The organism is Phycisphaeraceae bacterium (assembly GCA_019636735.1).
GTDB lineage: Bacteria > Planctomycetota > Phycisphaerae > Phycisphaerales > SM1A02 > VGXK01.
The window spans coordinates 400528-419756 of sequence record JAHBWY010000003.1 but is presented as its reverse complement, the minus strand read 5'-3'; the positions used below and the strand labels follow the sequence as shown (position 1 = coordinate 419756).

The window sequence follows — 19229 nt, the reverse complement described above, 5'->3', positions numbered from 1 at the left end:
CCGAACGCGCCCGGCTGGACTCGAACCAGCAACCTTCGGCTTCGTAGGCCGACGCTCTATCCAGTTGAGCTACGGGCGCTGCGGGGCGGAGATTGTAGCGGAGATGGCGCGTCTGCGGCAGCATCCTCTCCGGGAGCCGTGGGAGCCACGGAGAGAGGTTGCGACGCGTGCTCCGGCAGCGGATCAGTCATCGGCTCCAACGGAGTTTGCGCCACGCCCCGACGCTCGGCGCCGACGACGGCGGAGGCTTCGATGATCGAATCGACGAGCGGCAGCGGCAGCACGATGACGCCGAGCCCGCAGATGACCGCAGCGACCTTCGGCCATCGACTCGGCACGCTCACAACCAGTTCCGCGCGGCGATCGGCAACACCGACGATCGGCAATCCCGCGAGTCGCAGGTAGTACCAGGCGCTGATCGCACTGTTCACGGCCGCGATCACGATCAGCACCGTCTGGGCGTCGTTGATACCGGCGATGAAGAGATCGAGCTTGCCCCAGAAGCCGAGCAGTGGCGGGAGTCCGACGAGACTGCCTGCGCCGGCCGCAAGCATCGCCGCCACCATCGGGTGACGGACCCAGAGTCCGGAGAGGTCGTCGAAGGAGTCGACCTCGTCGCCGTTGGAGCGCTCGATCGCCGCGAGCGCCCCGAACACCGCGGTGTTCATGAGTCCGTAGCAGACGAGGTAGAAGAAGAGCGCATCGAAGCCGCCGAGCGCGGGGCCGACGATGATGCCGATCAGCATGTACCCCGAATGCGCGATCGAGCTATAGGCCAGCATGCGCTTCACGCTCCGCTGGAGGAGAGCGCCGATGTTGCCGAGCGTCATCGTCATCACCGCCAGCATCCAAAGCAGCGAAGTGAGCGGCAGCGGCAGGCCGTTGAGGAGCGCCCCGTCGGCTCCCGGGCGGTGGCCCTCCCAGCCGATGGTCGAGAGCACCATGATGAGTGTGATGAAGCCGGCAACCTTCGGAATGAAGCTCAGGAACGCGGTGACATGGACCCCGGCGCCCTCGTAGACATCGGGGGCGTAGAAGTGCATCGGCACTGCGGTGATCTTGAAGGTGAGGCCGAGGATCACGAGCGCCGCGCCGATGATTGCGAGGCCGTCGACACCGCCCGCGGCGATCTGCGCCGAGAAGACGGAGTGCATATCCACGAGCCGCAGCGTGCCGGTCGACCCGTAGAGGAGCGCGAAGCCGTAGAGGACCATGGCCGCGGCCATGGCGCCGAGGAAGAAGTACTTGACCGCCGCCTCCTGGGCGCGTCGCGTGCCGCGGCTGATTGCGACCATCACATAGGTCGGCAGGCTCGAGAGTTCAAGGGCGAGGAAGAGCCAGATGAGGTCGCTGGCGCTTGCAAGCAGCATGGCGCCTGACACCGAGAGGAGCAGGAAGGCGTGGTACTCGCCGCGCAACACGCGCACGGGGTCGAAGGGAGAGCGACCCCGCGCGATCGACTCTTCAAGGCGGCGATCGACCGCGCCTGCGCCGACCGCGACCAGGAGCAGCGAAACACCCGCGATCAGCATCTTCGCGACCATGCCGAGGTTCGGAAGCAGGTGGCCCGCATCGGCCACTCGATCGGGCTGCGAGACGAAGGGAATGATGACGAGTGCTGCGAAGAGGAACGCGGCCGTGATGGCGGGCACGGCGTCTCGAAGCTGCTTCGCGGGGGAGAGCCCCAGGATGCTCACGATCACCGCGCCTGCGAAGAGGACGATCTCGGGAATGATCGTGATGAGGCGCAGGCTCATGTCGGTCATGGGCGGCCTCCAGCGGTCTGTGACGGCGCGATCAGCAGCGAGAGCGGTGAGGTTCCGACCAGCGCCGCAGCCTCGGCCGCCGGCGTCGGCTCTGACGGAGCGGGTCGCACCTCGTCACGCACCAGCGCCTCCGAGGCGCGGCGTTCGCGCTCGGCGTGGTAGCGCTGCACCGCGGCGGGGTAGTCGGCAAGCACGATCCTCGCGCTCGGCATGATCGCCTTGAGAAGCGGCGTCGGCTGGAGTCCGATCCAGAGGCACACCAGCGCCAGCGGCGTGAGGATCGCGATCTCCCGGAACCCGAGATCGCGGATCGGATCGCGGCTGTGGAGATGCGGCTCGCGCAGCGGGCCCCACACCACCTTGCCGAGCATGATGAGCAGGTACATCGCGCCGAGAATGAGTCCCACGGCGCCGATCAGGGCGAACCACGGTCCAAGCACGCCGGGATAGCCCGTTGCCGCATCGTGCGATGCCGTGAAGGCGCCGAAGAGACAGAGGAACTCGCCGACGAAGCCGTTGAGTCCAGGGAGACCGACGCTCGAGAGCGTGAAGAAGACCATGAAGAACGCCCACACGGGCATGCGCTTCGCGAGGCCGCCGATCTCCTCCATGTCCTTCGTGTGGTAGCGCTCGTACATCATGCCGATGCAGAGGAAGAGCGCGCCAGTCGAGAGGCCGTGGTTCACCATGTACATCACGGACCCTTCGGCGCCGATCGGGTTGAAGGCGAAGAGGCCGAGCATGGCGAAGCCCATGTGGCTCACCGAGCTGTAGGCGATAAGTTTCTTCACATCGCGCTGCACCCAGCAGACGAGCGCCATGTTGACGATGGCGAGGAGACAGAGCACGGCGAAGAAGGTGCAGAGCGCCACCGCCCCCTCGGGAGTCATGGGGAGCGCGATGCGATAGACGCCGTAGGTGCCGAGCTTGAGGAGCGTGCCTGCGAGGATGACGCTGCCTGCGGTCGGTGCCTGGTCGTGCGCCAAGGGCAGCCAGGTGTGCACGGGGAAGAAGGGGGTCTTGACCGCGAATCCGGCCATGAGCGCCGCGAAGACCCAGAACTGCTGCCGCGAAGTGAGCCCATGCTCCGGGTGATTCGCGAAGTTCACGAGGTCGGTGATGCGGAAGCTCCAGGTGCCCGTTGCGTCCCACTGCTGCACCGCCACATAGACGATGCCCGCCAGCGTGAGCACCGATCCGAGGAAGGTGAAGAGGAAGAACTTGATGCCCGCGGCGCGGCGTTCCGGTCCTCCCCAGATCGAGATCAGGAAGAACATTGGGGCGAGCGTGAACTCATAGCCCACATAGAAGAGGATCGCGTCGCGGCTCATGAACGCGAGCTGCATCGCGGAGAGCAGCACCATGAACCAGCCGTAGAACTCGCGCTCGCGCGTGGTGATGCTCGTGAAGGAGCCGAGGATCGAAAGCGGCGTGAGGAAGGTGGTGAGCAGGATCAGCATCATGCTGACCGAGTCGACGCCGAGCTCGAGGCTCACGCCGAACCGCGTCATGACGCCCGCGCCGCCCTCTTCGGGCCAGAAGCGACCGGTGGTCCACTCCGGGAACTGGAAGGCCCAGATGACGCTCAGGAGGAAGACGACTGATGAGGCGCCGAAGGCGACCCACTTCGCCTGCCGCTCCGGCGCGGCGATGATGGCGCCGACGGCGACGAGCGGCAGCAGCAGAAGAAGAACGGCGATGGTCACGCGCCACCTCCCGCCACCCAGCGCCAGATGATCCACGCGAGGATGAGTCCGACCGCTCCGGCCATGGTCGTCGCGTAGCCCTGGAGCACACCGTTGTAGAGCGGCTGGAAGAGCCTGCCGAGCATCGGCGGAATGCGACCGATGCCGTTCACCAGAAGGCCGTCGATGAAGTGCTTGTCGAAGAAGTGGAGCAGGTGACCGCCGACCCACATCGGCAGTCGGAAGCAGGCGTGGTAGGCCTCATCGACATACCACTTGTTCTCCATCGCGGTCGGGAGCCATCGCGTGGCGCTCGAGGCGAGCAGGCCGCTCCTGATGCGATCGGCGAGGCGCCGATTCTGCAGGTGAAGGATGAACGCCACGAAGATGCCCGTGAGCCCGACGATGGTCGAGAGGACGAACATCGCCGTGTGACCGTCCATGCCGAGCAGATGCGGATGCGAGGTGTCGAGCGCCTCGGGCACCACGCCCATGATGGCGCTCGAGTTGCCGACCATCGACTCGACCCAGTTCACCGAGGAGTGACCGGACATCACGAGATAGGTCGGCAGACCGGCGAGGATCGCTCCGACGGCAAGAATGAAGAGGACGCCCTTGATCGCAAGTCGCGGCGCGTGGGGGTGGAAGTCGCCGGAGCCGTGCCCGCCACGACCGCCATGCCCACCATGCCCACCATGCCCACCATGCCCGGCGCTTGCCGCATGAGACGCGCTGCCATGAGCGGCGCCTGATGCATGCGCATCGTGGCCATGCCCACCATGCCCAGCATGCCCGCCATGCTCACCGTGCGCACCGTGGCCCGCGTGACTGGCGCCATGATCGTCGTGTGCGGCGCCGTGGTCGTCTTCACCCGGCACATAGGCGACCGGACCGGCGCAGACGCGGAACCAGACTCGGAAGGTGTAGTACGCCGTCAAGCCCGCCACGACCAGCCCGATCCACGCGAGCGCGGGCTGGGCGAAGGTCGGGTGGAACATCGCCCAGTAGAGGATCGTGTCCTTCGAGAAGAAGCCGGCGGAGAAGGGGAACGCGGCAAGCCAGAGGCAGCCGATGAGCATGGTCCAGCTCACCAGCGTGAACCCGGGCACGCGTCGAAGACCTGAAAGTCGACGCAGGTCGAGCTGGCCCGCGAAGCCATGCATGATCGCGCCCGAGGTGAGGAAGAGCAGCGCCTTGAAGAAGGCGTGCGTGAAGGTGTGGTAGCACGCGCCGTAGGTGGTGCCCACGCCGAGGCCCAGGAACATGTACCCGAGCTGGCTCACCGTGCTGTAGGCGAAGATCCGTTTGATGTCGTACTGCGCCATGCCGATGGTCGCGGCGAGAAGCGCCGTCAGACCTCCGACCCAGGCGACCGTCGTCATCGCCTCGGGGTTGATCACGAAGAGCGGGAACATCCGCGCGATCAGGTAGACACCTGCCGTGACCATCGTTGCGGCGTGGATGAGCGCGGAGACCGGCGTCGGTCCTTCCATCGCGTCGGGAAGCCAGACATAGAGCGGAATCTGCGCGCTCTTGCCGAAGGCGCCGAGCATCAGGCAGAAGGGAATGAGCGAAGCGTCCCAGCCACCGGCGGGATTGTCCGCTTCCTGGATCGCCTGGAAGAGCCCGTCGTACTGGAGCGTGCCGTAGTTGACCCAGATCAGGAAGATGCCGATCGCGAGGCCGAGGTCGCCGATGCGGTTGACGATGAAGGCCTTCTTTGCAGCGGCGACCGCGCTCGGCTTCGTGTAGTAGTAGCCAATGAGCAGATAGCTCGCGAGGCCGACGCCTTCCCAGCCGAGGTAGAGGAGGACGAGATTGTCCGCCATCACCAGCGCCGCCATTGCGACGATGAAGAGGCTCACCCCGAAGAAGAAGCGGGCGTAGCCCTTGCCGACATCGGACTCCATGTACTCGCTCGCGAAGATCGCGATGAGCGTGCCGAGTCCGGTGACAAAGAGCATCCAGAAGAGCGTGAGCTGGTCGACATAGAGCGCGAAGTGCGCCCCGATGCCGTGCCAGCGCCCGTCACCCCAGGTGAAGGCGATCCAGTCGAAGAGCGGGATCACCACCGCCTGATTCGGATTCACAGTCCGGAAGAGGAGGAAGACGAGAACGAACGAGATCGCGAAGGAGATGACCGTGACCGCCGCGGGCAGCTTGTTGCGGATGCGCAGCGCGCAGCAGAGGCCGCAGATGATGGCGGAGATCGCCGGCAGCCCGATGATCCACCCCGCCCAGGAGAGGTCCGGGGAGACGACCGCGGGATCGATCGGCTGGGCGAGGAACGCGGCGAGCGCTGCCGAACCCTCGTCACCGACCGCAGACGCGGGCATGGCCACCAGCAGCGACAGGAGCGCGCCGATGACCATCACCGGCGCGCGAAGCGCCGAGCTCAGGAGTCGCTGCGAAGTCGTGGCGGGTGAATGCGTCATTCCTGCAACTCCGACCAGACCTCGCTGTTGAGCGTGTCGCGACGACGGAAGAGAAGCACGACCAATCCCAGCGCGAGTGCCGCTTCCGCCGCGGCCACGGTGAGAATGAAGATGACGAAGGTCTGCCCCGAGTAATCGAGGTGCATGCGACCGAAGGCGACGAAGGCGAGCGCCGCCGCCTGGAACATGAGCTCGGTGCAGAGGAACATCAGGATCATGTTCCGCCGGGAGAGGAAGCCGACGAGACCGATCGAGAAGAGAAGGGCGCTCGTGATGAGCAGCACCTTGAGTGGTCCGCCGCCCATCGACTCAACCGCGAGGAGCGGCGAGGCGACCGCGGAGTGCGCGATCGGAAGCGCCGAGTCCACGAGCCACGGGCTCATGACTGGCCCCCTCGCCACGAGGCGCTCTCTCCGGAATCGCCCGGTTCATCGGGGTTCAGCCTGCGGAGCCCGGCCGCTTCGCGGCGCTCATCATCGCCGAGTTCGATCTGCTTGCGAGCGAGGACGACGGCGCCGAACATCGCCATGAGCAGAATGACGCCCGCGAGTTCGAGGCTCACGGGGAAGTCGGCCACGAGCGCCATGCCGACGCCGCGCGTGTTCGTGAGGGCGCGGTCGTTGGGAATCTCGACCTCGCGGGTCTGGTCCGACCCGGCGCTTGAGACGATCGCGAAGTGAGCGCCATCTCGATGCTCGAGATAGACGCCGGGCGACCAGGGGTGCACCTCCGCGATCGATCGATCAACGGTGCGTGCCGACTCGAGCACCAGTTTCGGCATGCGCGAAAGGGCGTCCCAGCGGATCTCCCGCGCCTCGCGCTCGACGCGGCCGGAGTGATCGGGCATGGGGCCCTTCGGTCCGAGGAAGGCCTCGGAGAGAACCATCAGCATGAAGAAGCCGACGACGACGGCGACGGCCGGTTCACGCGGGATTCGGTCGTAGTCTTCCTGGGAGGTGCGGCCGGGGCGAGCTTCAGGGCTCTCCTGCGCCAGCATCAGGACGAACATGTAGGTGATGAGGATCGCACCCGCGTAGACGATGATGAGCGCGAAGGCGACAAACTCCGCCTGCATCAGCAGGAAGAGCGCCGCCGAGGCGAGCACGACCAGAATGAAGTAGAGCGCCGCGAAGACGGGTCGCGGATGGGTGACCATGCGCACGGCGCCTGCAATGGCAATGGTCGCGAATGCGATGCACAGTGTGGCCGACGCGGGAGGTCCCTGGGGCCCGCCGCCAGCCTGCACGGCGAGCGCCATCAGCATGCCGACGCCCGCAAGGCCGACGATGGTGGCTCCGCTTCGGAAGGTGAGGCGCGAGGGCCGCATCAGCCCGAAGAGGCCCAGAACGCAGAGGACTCCCGCGACAAAGAGCGGGAGCGACGCAAACGATGGTTCCGTGGGCATCGGGTAACGGTTCGGCGCGACTCGATCGCCCTCCTGACGATCGAAGAGCGGGAAGGTTAGTGGCGCGCGATAGGGGCCGCAAGCATGGCGCAATCGCGGCCGTTCCTCTACCATTCGACCATGCCCGAGGGCGTCAGGGCGGCCATCCCCAATGCGATCACGATGCTCCGGCTTGTCGTGGCCGCCGGCTTCTTCGCGGCCTTGGCGGTCGGCCTGCGGACGGAGGAATCAACGAGGCTCTGGGGCAACCTGGCGGTCTGGATGTTTGCCTTCGCGGCGATCACCGATGTGATTGACGGCTGGCTCGCCCGCCGTTGGCAGGTGGTGAGCGTCTTCGGGCGGGTGATGGACCCCGTGGTCGACAAGGTGCTGGTGCTGGGGGCCTTCATCTTCCTTGCGGCGCCGCCATTTGCGGCGAGCGAACCGGGAAGGCTTGTCTCCGCGATCGCCCCTTGGATGGTGGTGGTGATCCTGACCCGGGAGTTGCTGGTGACCAGTGTGAGAGGCGTGCTCGAAGCGGAGGGCATCGCGTTCGGTGCCGACCGCTGGGGCAAGATCAAGATGTTCGTCCAGTCGGTGACGGTGCCCGTGTCGCTCTTCGTGGCGGTGAACCAACTCGGGGAGCCTGGTTCGGCGTGGAAGTGGCTCAGGGATGGCCTCGTCTGGGGCACCGTGGCGGTCACGGTCCTGTCGGCGCTGCCGTACGCGATCAGGGGTCAGCGGTTGATGGCGACCGTCGGTCGTTCCAAGGAGACGCGCGGATCATGAGCGGCGGGGGGCACGATGCGTCGAGCGCTGATGACGGCGACCGTGGTGCACGCGGTGATCGGCTCCCGGCTGCGGCTGACTCGGCGGCTGAGTTGGCAGCGGCTAGTGCGGTGGGGGAGGAGCGGGCGGCTCACTCAACACGGTCTGACGCAGCGAGCGGTGATCGGCTCACGGCGATCGGTCGCCTGACCGTGACGGCGATGGGGCTCGGTCACCTGCGACCGGCGCCGGGCACATGGGGTTCGCTGCCGCCGGTGGTGGTGGCGATGCTCTTGCTTGCGCTTGGCGCGCCGTGGTGGGCGATTTCGGCGTCGATGGCGCTGCTGGTCGTCGTCGCGTCGTGGCTCTGCGTGCACTTCGGCAGTGGTGCGGAGCGGACCTTCGGGCGCAAGGATCCTTCGCAAGTCGTCATCGACGAAGTGGCGGGGCAGGCGGTGGCGCTGCTGGTGCTTCCGTGGTGGTGGCTTGAAGGAGAGACGATCGTCGGCCACCTGACGATGCCGCAGACGGTCGTCGCCATTGCGGCGTTCTTTCTCTTCCGCGCGTTCGATATCGTGAAACCGCCGCCAGCACGCGGATTGCAGCGGCTGGGCGGGGGAGTTGGCATTCTCATCGATGACCTGCTGGCCGGGGCGTATGCGCTCGGTGCGGCGTGGTGCGTCGCGTGGTTCGTGGCTCGGGGCTATGCGGCGTGAAGTGAGCGAAGCGGAGTCGCGTGATTCGTGGCGCGGGCGTTTGCGGGGTGATGCGAGCGCGGTCGATCCGGGTGGACGGTGGCGGCAAGGTCCGCGTGGTCAGGCGAGCGCGGCATGAGGCTGCCGCGCACTCTTGCGGAGTGGCGCAACGAGTCGTCATCGCGGGCTGATCGCGGCTCCAATGCTGCTGGGTGCCTGGTCTCGCCGCCGGGCGGGGAATCGGGGGTGCGTCACGACGCGTCGGCGGGGCGATCAGGCTTCTCGTGATCTCGGAGCAACCAGATCTGGCCGAGCGTCTGCACGCTGATGAGTGTCATCGCGATGTAGAGGAGCACGCGGGCACGCTGGCCCTCGAGTGCGGAGGCGCTTCCAGCCATCCAGAGGAAGGTGACCGCCGCAATGATCGGCACGATGAGCACGCCGAGCCGGCCGGTCTTGCCGAGGCGCTCATTGCGCTGATCCTGGAGGGTCAGCCAGGACATGATGACGACCAGCGATCCGAGGATGAGTGGAATGACAAGCGCGAGCGTGCGGCTTCCATCGGTGGTCAGCGTGAAGCCGACCAGTCCCAGCAAGACGATGTTCAGGCCGTAGCCGATGTTCACGAGGAAGGTCCGCATGGACACATCGTACGGGAGGCTGTGGGCTCGATGGGGTCGGTGGGAAGCTGCGTGGGGGTGGCTGCAAGTGCGAGATCACGCTGCTTGCCACTTGTCGCAGCGAGAAGGCCGATCGACTGGAGCGGTTCGATGTGACAGGGTTGTTCTCGTCGGCCCTGCTCTTGTGAGAGTTGGATCTGTCCGTGGCGTGTTCCGCGACACCGGACCGTCACGCGCTCGCCTCGCCTTGCCTCATCTCACCTCACAACGGCCTCTCGTGGCGCATGTCCACGCGGGCCTCAAGCACGGTGCGGAGATTGCACATGTACCAGCGCCAGCTCTCTGCATCGTTGGCAAGTTCGATCAGGTGCTCGGTGTCGTTTCGAAACGGTCCGTGGCGATGAATCACCCGCGCGCCCTGTTCAACTTCAGGGGTCACCGTCCAGTGAATCGGCACCATCTCATCGCCGATGCCCGGGTACCAGCCCCATGAGACGCGACCATCTTCGTGATACTCGAGGATCGGAATCGTGAGCGGCCTTCGGAACTTCGCATCAAAGGCGAGTTTCATCTGGCCGCCCGTCCGCAACTCAACCTGGCACGCCACGGGAAACCACCGAATGAGGCCCGCTTCGGTCGTGAGACACGCGAAGACCTCCTCGTGATGTGCGGCGATCGTCTCCTTCAGCGTGACCCAGACGCCATCATTCTCGAGTCGAACCATCGGGACTCCTCAACGCACGCCAGCGGGTCGCGCGGCGGTCGCACCGGCTGACACCTTGAGCGGCACCGGCGCCGACTCATGCGCCATCAGGTCATCCCACGCCTCGCGCTGCCGCACCACGGTGGCCGTGTCGCCATCGACCAGCACCTCCGCGGGAAGCGGCGAACTGTTGTAGCGGCTGGCCATGGTCATGCCATAGGCACCGGCTGAGAAGACGGCGAGCAAGTCGCCTCGCGCAAGCTCGGGAAGCGCCCGATCGACCGCCAGGAAGTCACCCGTCTCGCAGATCGGGCCGACAACATCGCACGGCGACAGTCCGGGCAGCCCGGGATCGGTCGAGCGCGACGGCGGCACCATCGGCGTGCCCGGGTTCGCGGGCCAGATGAAGTGAAACGCCTCGTAGTGGCTTGGCCGCAGAAGGGTCTGCATGCCCGCATCACAGATCGCGAAGCGCTTGTCGCCCGAGCGCTTCATGTAGAGGACGCGCGTCAGCAGGATGCCCGCATTCGCGGCAATCGTGCGCCCGGGCTCGAGGAAGAGGCGAAGCCCGCGCGCATGATGCGGCAAGAGCAGGGGAACGATCGCATCGGCATAGGCCTGCACCATCGGGCTCTGACCCGTGGTGTAGTCGGCGCCGAAGCCGCCGCCGAGGTCGAGGGCGTCGATGGTGAACCCATCGCGCTCCAGTTGTTCCTTGAGCGCCAGCGCCTTCGTCACACTCTGCACATAGGGATCGGTCGTGTACACGGGTGAGCCGATGTGCAGGTGCAGCCCGCGCAACCGCGCGAACTCATCGCGGCCGTAACGAGCGAAGAAGGCGCGCGCCCGCTCGAGGTCGACGCCGAACTTCGTCTCCTTGCGACCGGTGGTCGTGTAGCGATGCGTCTTGGGGTCGACATCGGGGTTGATCCGCAGCGCGGCGTCGCACCGCAGGCCGAGGCGCCGCGCGATCGCGGCGACATTCTCAAACTCCGCCTCGCTCTCGATGTTCAGCAGCCCGATGCCCTCGCGAAGAGCGAGTTCGATCTCCTCGTCGCTCTTGCCGACACCGGCGAAGACGCAGCTCGAGGCGGGCACACCGGCGCGCCGCGCCCGCATCAATTCGCCGCCGCTCACGACATCCATGCCCGCACCCTCGGCGGCCAGCAGGCGCAGCACCGAGAGATTCGCATTGCACTTGACGCTGAAACAGACGAGCGGCTTGACGGGCGTGAACGCCTGCTCGAGGCGCTTGAAGTGATCCCTCAGCGTGGCCGCGGAGTAGACATAGAGCGGCGTTCCGGCAGCCTTGGCCAGCGACTCGGCGGAGAGTTGCTCGCAGAAGAGACGGCCATCGAGATAGGTGAAATGGTCCATGCGTGGTTTGCGATCATCGACCACCGTGGCGGTCAAGGGAGTCGCGGAGCATAGGCCCTTCACCGGCCGCGGGGATCACTGGTCGCGCTTCGACTCGCGGCGCGGCGGGGCGCCCGTCATCCGCTGCACGCCGAAGCCGATGATCGTGAGGAGCCCGAGCGCAACAAACCACGACGCGGGGCGGGGGGGCAGCAGGTCCTCGCTCCGCCCGAGCGCCGCTGAAAGGAGCGGCATGCCGGCAACAAGCAGCAGCAAGCTGCCCGCGAGACTCGTGACGAGCTTGGCCGCCGCGTCGGCAAAGAGCAGCCCGAAGAGAAGGCCGATCACCAGACCTGTCGCAAGCGACGCTGAGAGCAGCGTGCGCCGCGGTGGCGGCATCTCCTCCCAGGTCTGCCGCGTCGCATCAACAAGGCGAACGAGCACGCCCGTCTTCGCCTGCCCCTCTTCGCCGTCATCGCGGAGCGCGACGGTGCCCGAGCTCGCTCCCGAGCCCTTCGTTGCAAGCCAGATCTGGGTGAGAGCTTCGCGCGCAATGGGCGAATCATGTGGCGCAGCGAGCGCCTCGGTCGCGCTCTCGATGCGATTCGATGCCGCGCCCGCATCGATGAAGCCGAGGTCCGCGGCGCTCCACGCACCAAGAAGCGCAACCACGCCCGCCAGGGCCGCCGTGACCGACGCAAGCGCCACCAGGTAACTCACGCACGCGATGACGAGACCGGCGAGCGCACCGCCCGCGGCGAAGAAGGCAGGCGGCACCTCGGGCGCGGCGACCGCTCCAAGCCACAGTCCCGCCGGAATGCCCGCGAGCAATCCGATGATCGCGAGACCGGGTCGCAGGAGTCGCCCACCGAACGCCCAGAGCAGCAGCCCCGCCGCGAGCAGGAGCAACAGCACCCCGCCCGCCGGGACGAACGGCGAGACGAGCGAACCAGTCGACACAGTTGCGACCACCGTCATGATGCGACGGTCACTCTATCGGTCCTTCGGGGCGTTGCGGCGGCATCTTCCTGCCGAGATGCGGCTGACCCTCTGGCGGCCCGCCCCAATCGCCGATCAAATGCCACAAGTGCCCCCCGACCCGCCCCCCGAACCCACGCTCTCAACGCCCGCCGGTGGCCCGGGTTCCCCGTCGGCCAGCCAGGCGATGGAGCAGACACTCGCGGACCTCCGCGTTCGAATCGACTCGATCGATGAGGCGATCGTGAAGCTCATGGCGGAGCGCGCGTCGCTGGTGGTCGAGGTGGGCCACGCGAAACGGGCCGGCGGCGGCGCGATCTACGCCCCCCATCGCGAACGCGAGGTGATCGAACGCGCAGTCCGGCGCAATCCCGGTCCATTGCAGGCACGGACCGTCGAGGCGGTCTTCCGCGAGATCATGTCGGGGAGTTTTGCGCTCGAGCGACCGCTGCGCATCGGCTACCTCGGTCCGCCGGGCACCTTCAGCCATCTCGCGGCGGTGCGGCACTTCGGCTCGAGCGTCGAGTACGCCGATCTCTCCGAGATCTCGCTCGTCTTCGAGGAGATCACGAAGGGTCACATCCATTACGGATTGGTGCCCTACGAGAACTCGATCGGGGGCAGCGTCACCGAGACGCTCGACGCCTTCCAGGAGCACGCCGTCACGATCGCCGCCGAGGCGCTCGTCGAAGTGAACCAGGTGCTGCTTGCCAACTGCGCCCCCAATGAGATTCGTCGCATTCACTCCCGAGGCGAGGTTTTCGCCCAGTGTCGTCACTGGCTTTCGCGTCGCTATCCGCAGGCTGAACTCGTGCCCGAGGCGAGCACCGCCGCGGCCGCGAAGATTGCAGCGAGCGAGGCGTCTTCCGGTGCGGCCGCGATCGGCAGCCCGATTGCAGGAGAGATCTACGGCCTGCATGTGCTCTTCGAAGGAATCCAGGATCGCGCGGGCAATGTGACGCGCTTCCTCGTCATCGGCCGCGAGCCGTCGCGCCCGAGCGGACGCGACAAGACCACGATCATGTTCGCCGCGCAACACACACCTGGCGCGCTTGTCGAGGTGCTCGATGCCTTTCGGCGCCAGAAGCTCAACCTGAGTCACATCGAGAAGCGGCCGAGTTCCCGCGAGAACTGGCGCTACATCTTCTTCATCGATGTCGAGGCGCATCGGGACGACCCGGCTCTGCAGCTCGCCATTGCAGACGCATCGGCGCACTGCCTTTCGCTGACGGTGCTCGGCAGCTATCCGCAGGCCGAGCGCATTCTCTGAGCGTGCGGCAACTCCTCTGGTCGGCATTGGGCGGCGGTACGCTCCCGCCCATGAGTCTCTCGTCGCGCACGCGCCATCTGCTTCTTGGTGTCTCGCTCCTCATCGCATGGACGGTGGTTCTGGTGATTGGCACGCTCCTTGCGGCCGAGGCCATGCGGGTTCGATCGATGGCGCCACTGGCTCGCTGGCATCAGGAGGCGCCGCGCTCGGAGTTCACCGCGCGCCTCGCACGCAAGGGCATGAGCTTCGATGACTACCTGCGCCTTGAAGACGAGGTCTTCGCCGAGCTCGACGGCTACTACCTCGACTCGGCGGAGGCGCAGCGCACTTCGCCGGTGATCCGCTTCGTGAAGGGCGGGCTCGGCGACCCCGCGACCTTCAGCCCCAACTGGAATCGCACGCAGATCCTGATCCCGAACGGCCCCGCCGTCGGCGGCGCGCTGCTCCTGCATGGACTCACCGATTCGCCCTACAGCATGCGCTCGACCGCCGAGGAACTCACCGACGCGGGCTTCCTCTCCATCTGCCTGCGCTATCCCGGTCATGGCACTGTTCCCGCGGGCATTCTGAAGGCCGATTGGCAGGATTGGTACGAGGCGGTCAAGATTGCGTGGCGAGGTTTGGAAGAGCGCGTGCCGGCAGGAACGCCACTCGTTCTTGTCGGCTACTCGACTGGAGGCGCGCTGGCCGTCCTGCTCACGCTCGAACTGCTCGAGAAGGGTGAGCGCGCGCCTGATCAACTCATTCTCTTCTCGCCCGCGATCGGCATCACGCCGCTCGCCGCGTTCTCGAATGTGCACCGGCTCTACTCGTGGATGCCCTTCTACAACAAGGCCCGCTGGCTCTCGGTGGAGCCCGAATACGACCCGTTCAAGTACAACAGTTTTCCGCAGCATGCCGGCGCCCAGTCTTGGGCGCTGACCGGCGCGGTCACCACGGCGATCGACCGCGCCGTCTCAAGCGGTGTGATCGCCCGCGTGCCGCCGATCCTCTCGTTCCAGTCGCTCGTCGATTCGACGATCGTGGCCCGCGACCTCATCACGCGCCTCTATGACCGGCTGCCCGACAACGGCAGTGAGATCGTCTGCTTCGATGTCAACCGCGGCCATCAACTCGACGGCCTGCTTTCGCGCTCCGTGCCCGACATCGAGCGACTGCTCCGGGATCCGAGCCTTCCCTATCGCTTCACGCTCATCACCAATGTGAATCCGGGCAGCCGCGAACTCGAGGAGGTCGATCACCGGCGCGGTCAGGGGGAGCTCGAGCGTCGCCCGCTCGATGCGCAGTGGCCGCTTCAGGTCTTCTCGCTGGCCCATGTGGCGATTCCATTCCCGCCCGAAGATCCCCTCTATGGCGATGGCCGTGTTCCGTCGCTCACGCCGCGTCTTCATCTCGGCAGCCTCTCGATGCGCGGAGAGCGAGGAGCGCTGGCGGTCTCCGCCGATGACCTCATGCGGCTGCGCCACAATCCGTTTCACGCCACGATGATGGCTCGCGTGCGCGAGGCGATCGCCGCGCAAGCCGCTGGCGGCAAGTGACCCTCGGCGCAATCTCCGCGACGCAGCGGTGTGTCCGACACTTCGGCGCGGGCAAGGGAGCGATGCGGCCCTGTTCCGGCCCCCTCTCACAGGTCGACAGCAGCTCGCTGCCGTGATCCCTGCGCGACGCGAACGATGAGCCGTCAGAGAATGCGCCGCCAGAGTCAGCGCAACCATGAAGCCGCGCGGCAGGCGCAAGCCGATGCCGCCCGCGCCCTCGCGAGCACCGCCCGGTTCTTCTAGTCTCCCGACCATGACGAGTGCACCCCGATCATCGCAGGAGCTGCGCGGGATTCTGGGCTGGATCGAGCGCATCGGGAATCGCCTGCCCGATCCGGCAACCCTCTTTGTCATCGGCTGCATCCTGGTGGCGCTCGGTTCGGCGTGGGCAGCGTGGAGCGGCTGGACCGTCGCAGATCCGATCAACGCCAACCAGGAGATTCGTGCGCGCAATCTGCTGACCTCGGAGGGCATCCAGTGGATGTGGCTCAACGCGGTCAAGAACTTCCTCGAGTTCCATCCGCTCGGCGTCGTGCTGGTCGCGATGCTCGGCATCGGCGTCGCGGAGCGCACCGGTCTCTTCGGCGCCGTCCTGAAGCTGATCGTCCTGGCGACGCCAGCGGCGCTGCTCACGCCGGCGGTGGTCTTTGCCGGCGTGATGTCGAGCGCCGCAGCCGATGCGGGCTATGTCATCCTGCCGCCCCTCGCTGCCGCGGTCTTCGCGAAGGCAGGCCGCGCGCCTCTGGCGGGTTTGGCAGCGGTGACCTTCGGTGTGGCGGGTGGATTCAGCGCCAACCTGCTGCTGACGGCGCTCGATCCGCTGCTTCAGGGGCTCACGCAACAGGCGGCGCAGCTCACGAATCCCAACGCCCAGGTCGATGTCGCCTGCAACTGGTTCTTCATGATCGGTTCGACCGGGCTCGTGGTGCTGATCGGCTGGGCCGTCTGCCACTTCGTGAGCGAGCCACGATTCAGCCGCGCGACCATCGACCGGCAGATTGCTGCGGCGGGCCTGAGCGCCGATGGTCCCGAGCCGCTGCACGCGGAAGAGCGGCGCGGCCTGCTGGTGGCGCTGGCGACGGCGCTTGCGACCGGAGGCGTGCTTGTCGCGATGACGCTCGTTCCAGGCTGGCCGCTCCAGGGCGAGTACGCACCCGCCCCCGGACGCACGGCGCCGCTCTGGACCGGTGCCATCGTGCCGATCATCTTCATCGGCTTCCTGCTTCCCGGCATCGCCTATGGCGTCGCCGCGGGCACGGTCCGCAGCGATCGCGATGTCGCCTCTCGCATGGGGGACACCATGGCGAGCATGGGGGCCTACCTCGTGCTCGCCTTTTTCGCCGGGCAGTTCATCAAGTGGTTCGATCACTCGCGCCTTGGAAGCATGATCGCGATTCAGGGAGTTGAAGCGCTCGAGCAGTTGAATCTCTCACCGTACTTCCTCGTCACGAGCACGGTGCTGCTGACGGCGGTCGTCAACATCATCATGTCGAGTGCGAGCGCCAAGTGGGCTGTGCTGGCTCCCGTGCTGGTGCCGCTGCTGGCGGGGCTCGGCGTGGCGCCCGAGATCACCCAGGCGGCGTATCGCGTCGGTGACTCGGTGTCGAACCCGATCACGCCGCTCAACGCCTACCTGGTGGTGATCCTTGTGGCCATTCGCCGCTATGAGGCGGGGGCGGGGCTCGGCACGCTCATTGCGCTGGTGCTGCCGTACTCGCTGGTGGCGCTCGTCGTCTGGACCTGCTTCCTGCTGGCGTGGCTTGCGCTTGGAATCCCCCTTGGGCCCGACGGCCCGACGCTCACCGCGATCGCGCCGGTCGGCTGATTCCCGGCGTTCACCGTACGCTTGCGGCCCATGAGCAAGTACCTCACGGCTCCAGTGCCCAGCACGCGGATGCCGAGCGGGATTCCCTTCATCATCGGGAACGAGGCGGCGGAGCGGTTCAGCTTCTACGGCATGAAGGCGATCCTCGTCGTCTTCATGACGCAGTACCTCACCAGCTCATCGGGCCAGCCGAGCCCGATGGAGGCGTCCGAGGCGCGCCAGGCGATGGCGCTCTTCACCGCGGGCGCGTACTTCTTCCCGATCCTCGGCGCGCTCGTCGCTGATGCGATCCTCGGCAAGTACCTGACGATCATGCTGCTGTCGATCGTCTACTGCATCGGGCACCTGGCGCTCGCGCTCATGGACATGCCGCCGGCGGCGCTGGAAGCGACCATGGAGCCGCGCACATGGCTCTTCATCGGTCTCTTCCTGATCGCGGTCGGCTCCGGTGGAATCAAGCCCTGCGTCTCGGCCCATGTCGGCGATCAGTTCGGAGAGAGCAACAAGGGCCTTCTGTCGCGCGTCTACGGCTGGTTCTACTTCTCGATCAACTTCGGTTCGCTCTTCTCGACGCTGCTGACGCCGTGGATCCTCGACCGCAAGGGGCCCGATGTGATCATCGGCGGGCCGGCGTGGGCGTTCGGCATTCCCGGCATCCTCATGGCGATCGCGACGCTTTGCTTCTGGGCCGGACGCAAGCGATTCGTCCACATTCCGCCGCGCGGACTCGACTTCGTGCGCGAGACCTTCCTCTCGCGCGAAGGCCTGACGGTGATCGCGAAGCTCGTGCCGGTCTATCTCTTCGTGGCGGTCTTCTGGGCGCTCTACGACCAGACCGGCTCGGCATGGGTGCAGCAGGCGCAGACGATGGATCGACGCTTCATGGGCATGCTCCTCCTCGAGAGCCAGGTGCAGGCGGTCAACCCGCTGCTCATTCTCATCCTCATTCCGATCTTCACCTACCTCATCTATCCCGCCCTTGGCAAGGTCATCACCCTGACGCCGATTCGGAAGATCGCAATCGGCTTCTTCATCACCATCGCCTCCTTTGCGCTCGCGGCGATGGTCGAAGGACGCATCGGCGACGCGCAGGCGCGCTTCAAGCCGCTGGTCGAAAGCGCGCTCCGCTCCGGTGAGATCGATCTCGCGAAGACACGCGAGGCGGCGGCGCAGGCCGGTCACGACGGGGCCGCCGATCGGATCCGACGCCTAGGCGGCGCGCCGCTGCTCTTCGTGCCTCGAGAGGCGATTGTTCCAGGCGAAGCGCAGCGGACGGCAACGCCGCTCTCGCTGACCCTTCGAAGTGAGCAGGGCGAGGTCACCGTTGACGCTCCCGCGGGCGTTTCGATGGGCCGGATTCGGCAGATCGTTCGCGAGGCCGTGCGCAGCTCCGCGAAGGACCCCGCCATCGCGGTCAGCGTGATGGATGGCACCGGCGAGGGCGAGCGCGTGCGCGTGGTTGCGGGCACGGTGTTCGAGGAGCAGGCTCGCGCCGGCCGCACCGTGGCACAGCTCGCGGAGGCGCTCCGCGACCTCGGCGAACCACCGGCAGGCTGGTCGGAGGCGGAAGTGGGCCTGCTCGAGGCGACGCTCCTCGGCGGCCTCCTCTTCGAGGGCGACTCCATCGGCGAGGACGCATGGATCTCGGTCGAGATCAGGCGCCCGGATGGTTCGCTCATCGAAGGCATCGATCTCTGGAGCGACCAGGCGGTGCGCGAGGCGCGAGGCGTGGCGCTCGAACGAGCAGTCAGCCAGGCGCTCGTCTCGACCATCACGCAGGCCGGAGTGCTGGAGACTCGAACGGGTTTCATTCGCAGCGAGGTGCCGAACATCAGTTGGCAGTTGCTCGCCTTCCTCATCATCACCGCGGCGGAGGTCATGGTGAGCATCACCTGCCTCGAGTTCAGCTACACGCAGGCGCCACGCCAGATGAAGAGCTTCGTCATGGGCCTCTTCCTTCTCTCGGTCTCGGCGGGGAACGGCATCATCTATCTCGTCAATCGATTCACCACCGATCCGCTCACGGGCGTCTCCTCGCTCGAAGGGCCGTCGTACTACTGGTTCTTCACATGGATGATGGCGGCCTCGTCGCTCGCCTTCCTCGTCGTCGTGCGCCTCTACCGATCGCGTGACTACCTCCAGGAGGAGCGCTCGGTGTCGGAGCAGCGGGCCCGAGGTGATGGCGCCGCCCTGGAAGGCTGAGTCG

The 19229-nt window shown here is 66.5% G+C and carries 15 protein-coding genes and 1 tRNA gene; 6 read left to right on the top strand and 10 right to left on the bottom strand.

Going from position 1 to position 19229, the window contains the following annotated elements; genetic code table 11:
* Window positions 1-5: 5 nt before the first annotated feature.
* The 6 genes from KF724_05820 to KF724_05795 all read right to left on the bottom strand — a co-directional run bounded on the left by KF724_05820 (window position 6) and on the right by KF724_05795 (window position 7291).
* Window positions 6-79, bottom strand: a tRNA-Arg gene (locus tag KF724_05820).
* Window positions 57-1766 carry an NADH-quinone oxidoreductase subunit N gene (locus tag KF724_05815; protein ID MBX3355198.1) on the bottom strand — a complete coding sequence of 570 codons (1710 nt, stop codon included), beginning with the start codon at window positions 1764-1766 and terminating at the stop codon, window positions 57-59. The genes KF724_05820 and KF724_05815 overlap by 23 nt, the downstream gene beginning before the upstream one ends.
* Window positions 1763-3472 (bottom strand): NADH-quinone oxidoreductase subunit M, encoded by a 1710-nt coding sequence (locus KF724_05810; protein ID MBX3355197.1) that lies wholly within the window; start codon window positions 3470-3472, stop codon window positions 1763-1765. The genes KF724_05815 and KF724_05810 overlap by 4 nt, the downstream gene beginning before the upstream one ends.
* The gene (locus KF724_05805) at window positions 3469-5886 is read right to left on the bottom strand and encodes an NADH-quinone oxidoreductase subunit L (GenBank protein MBX3355196.1); all 2418 of its coding nucleotides are present in this window, start codon (window positions 5884-5886) and stop codon (window positions 3469-3471) included. Before KF724_05805 ends, KF724_05810 begins: the two co-directional genes overlap by 4 nt.
* Complete coding sequence (gene nuoK, locus KF724_05800; GenBank protein MBX3355195.1) at window positions 5883-6191, bottom strand: NADH-quinone oxidoreductase subunit NuoK; 309 nt, start codon at window positions 6189-6191, stop codon at window positions 5883-5885. The genes KF724_05805 and nuoK overlap by 4 nt, the downstream gene beginning before the upstream one ends.
* A 74-nt stretch (window positions 6192-6265) precedes the next feature.
* Window positions 6266-7291, bottom strand: a complete 1026-nt coding sequence (locus KF724_05795; protein ID MBX3355194.1) for an NADH-quinone oxidoreductase subunit J — start codon at window positions 7289-7291, stop codon at window positions 6266-6268.
* Between the two features lie 120 nt (window positions 7292-7411).
* On the opposite strand from KF724_05795, the gene KF724_05790 reads away from it, so the two are divergent.
* Both KF724_05790 and KF724_05785 read left to right on the top strand, forming a co-directional pair.
* Complete coding sequence (locus KF724_05790) at window positions 7412-8059, top strand: CDP-alcohol phosphatidyltransferase family protein (GenBank protein MBX3355193.1); 648 nt, start codon at window positions 7412-7414, stop codon at window positions 8057-8059.
* The gene (locus KF724_05785; protein ID MBX3355192.1) at window positions 8056-8754 is read left to right on the top strand and encodes a phosphatidylglycerophosphatase A; all 699 of its coding nucleotides are present in this window, start codon (window positions 8056-8058) and stop codon (window positions 8752-8754) included. The genes KF724_05790 and KF724_05785 overlap by 4 nt, the downstream gene beginning before the upstream one ends.
* A gap of 230 nt (window positions 8755-8984) precedes the next feature.
* Here KF724_05785 and KF724_05780 read toward each other — a convergent pair whose 3' ends face one another.
* The 4 genes from KF724_05780 to KF724_05765 all read right to left on the bottom strand — a co-directional run bounded on the left by KF724_05780 (window position 8985) and on the right by KF724_05765 (window position 12390).
* Window positions 8985-9374, bottom strand: a complete 390-nt coding sequence (locus KF724_05780) for a hypothetical protein (protein MBX3355191.1) — start codon at window positions 9372-9374, stop codon at window positions 8985-8987.
* 241 nt (window positions 9375-9615) lie between these two features.
* Window positions 9616-10077, bottom strand: coding sequence for an SRPBCC domain-containing protein (locus KF724_05775; protein MBX3355190.1), 462 nt, complete (start codon window positions 10075-10077; stop codon window positions 9616-9618).
* A gap of 9 nt (window positions 10078-10086) precedes the next feature.
* On the bottom strand, window positions 10087-11433 hold the full coding sequence (gene lysA / locus KF724_05770; protein ID MBX3355189.1) for a diaminopimelate decarboxylase: 1347 nt from the start codon (window positions 11431-11433) through the stop codon (window positions 10087-10089).
* 75 nt (window positions 11434-11508) lie between these two features.
* Window positions 11509-12390 (bottom strand): hypothetical protein, encoded by an 882-nt coding sequence (locus KF724_05765; protein MBX3355188.1) that lies wholly within the window; start codon window positions 12388-12390, stop codon window positions 11509-11511.
* A gap of 100 nt (window positions 12391-12490) precedes the next feature.
* On the opposite strand from KF724_05765, the gene pheA reads away from it, so the two are divergent.
* The 4 genes from pheA to KF724_05745 all read left to right on the top strand — a co-directional run bounded on the left by pheA (window position 12491) and on the right by KF724_05745 (window position 19225).
* Window positions 12491-13660 (top strand): prephenate dehydratase, encoded by a 1170-nt coding sequence (gene pheA / locus KF724_05760; protein MBX3355187.1) that lies wholly within the window; start codon window positions 12491-12493, stop codon window positions 13658-13660.
* A 50-nt stretch (window positions 13661-13710) separates the two neighbouring features.
* A complete protein-coding gene (locus tag KF724_05755; protein MBX3355186.1) occupies window positions 13711-15198 on the top strand; it encodes an alpha/beta fold hydrolase in 1488 nt (495 codons plus the stop codon).
* Between the two features lie 253 nt (window positions 15199-15451).
* A complete protein-coding gene (locus KF724_05750) occupies window positions 15452-17023 on the top strand; it encodes an AbgT family transporter (GenBank protein ID MBX3355185.1) in 1572 nt (523 codons plus the stop codon).
* A 30-nt stretch (window positions 17024-17053) separates the two neighbouring features.
* Window positions 17054-19225, top strand: a complete 2172-nt coding sequence (locus KF724_05745) for a hypothetical protein (protein MBX3355184.1) — start codon at window positions 17054-17056, stop codon at window positions 19223-19225.
* Window positions 19226-19229: the final 4 nt, after the last annotated feature.

Coding starts and splice junctions, on each gene's coding strand:
- KF724_05815 (MBX3355198.1), bottom strand. CDS start 1,766: ATGACCGACATGAGCCTGCGCCTCATCACGATCATTCCCGAGATCGTC.
- KF724_05805 (MBX3355196.1), bottom strand. CDS start 5,886: ATGACGCATTCACCCGCCACGACTTCGCAGCGACTCCTGAGCTCGGCG.
- nuoK (MBX3355195.1), bottom strand. CDS start 6,191: ATGGGCGGCGGACCACTCAAGGTGCTGCTCATCACGAGCGCCCTTCTC.
- KF724_05795 (MBX3355194.1), bottom strand. CDS start 7,291: ATGCCCACGGAACCATCGTTTGCGTCGCTCCCGCTCTTTGTCGCGGGA.
- KF724_05790 (MBX3355193.1), top strand. CDS start 7,412: ATGCCCGAGGGCGTCAGGGCGGCCATCCCCAATGCGATCACGATGCTC.
- KF724_05785 (MBX3355192.1), top strand. CDS start 8,056: ATGAGCGGCGGGGGGCACGATGCGTCGAGCGCTGATGACGGCGACCGT.
- KF724_05780 (MBX3355191.1), bottom strand. CDS start 9,374: ATGCGGACCTTCCTCGTGAACATCGGCTACGGCCTGAACATCGTCTTG.
- KF724_05775 (MBX3355190.1), bottom strand. CDS start 10,077: ATGGTTCGACTCGAGAATGATGGCGTCTGGGTCACGCTGAAGGAGACG.
- lysA (MBX3355189.1), bottom strand. CDS start 11,433: ATGGACCATTTCACCTATCTCGATGGCCGTCTCTTCTGCGAGCAACTC.
- KF724_05765 (MBX3355188.1), bottom strand. CDS start 12,390: ATGACGGTGGTCGCAACTGTGTCGACTGGTTCGCTCGTCTCGCCGTTC.
- pheA (MBX3355187.1), top strand. CDS start 12,491: ATGCCACAAGTGCCCCCCGACCCGCCCCCCGAACCCACGCTCTCAACG.
- KF724_05755 (MBX3355186.1), top strand. CDS start 13,711: ATGAGTCTCTCGTCGCGCACGCGCCATCTGCTTCTTGGTGTCTCGCTC.
- KF724_05750 (MBX3355185.1), top strand. CDS start 15,452: ATGACGAGTGCACCCCGATCATCGCAGGAGCTGCGCGGGATTCTGGGC.
- KF724_05745 (MBX3355184.1), top strand. CDS start 17,054: ATGAGCAAGTACCTCACGGCTCCAGTGCCCAGCACGCGGATGCCGAGC.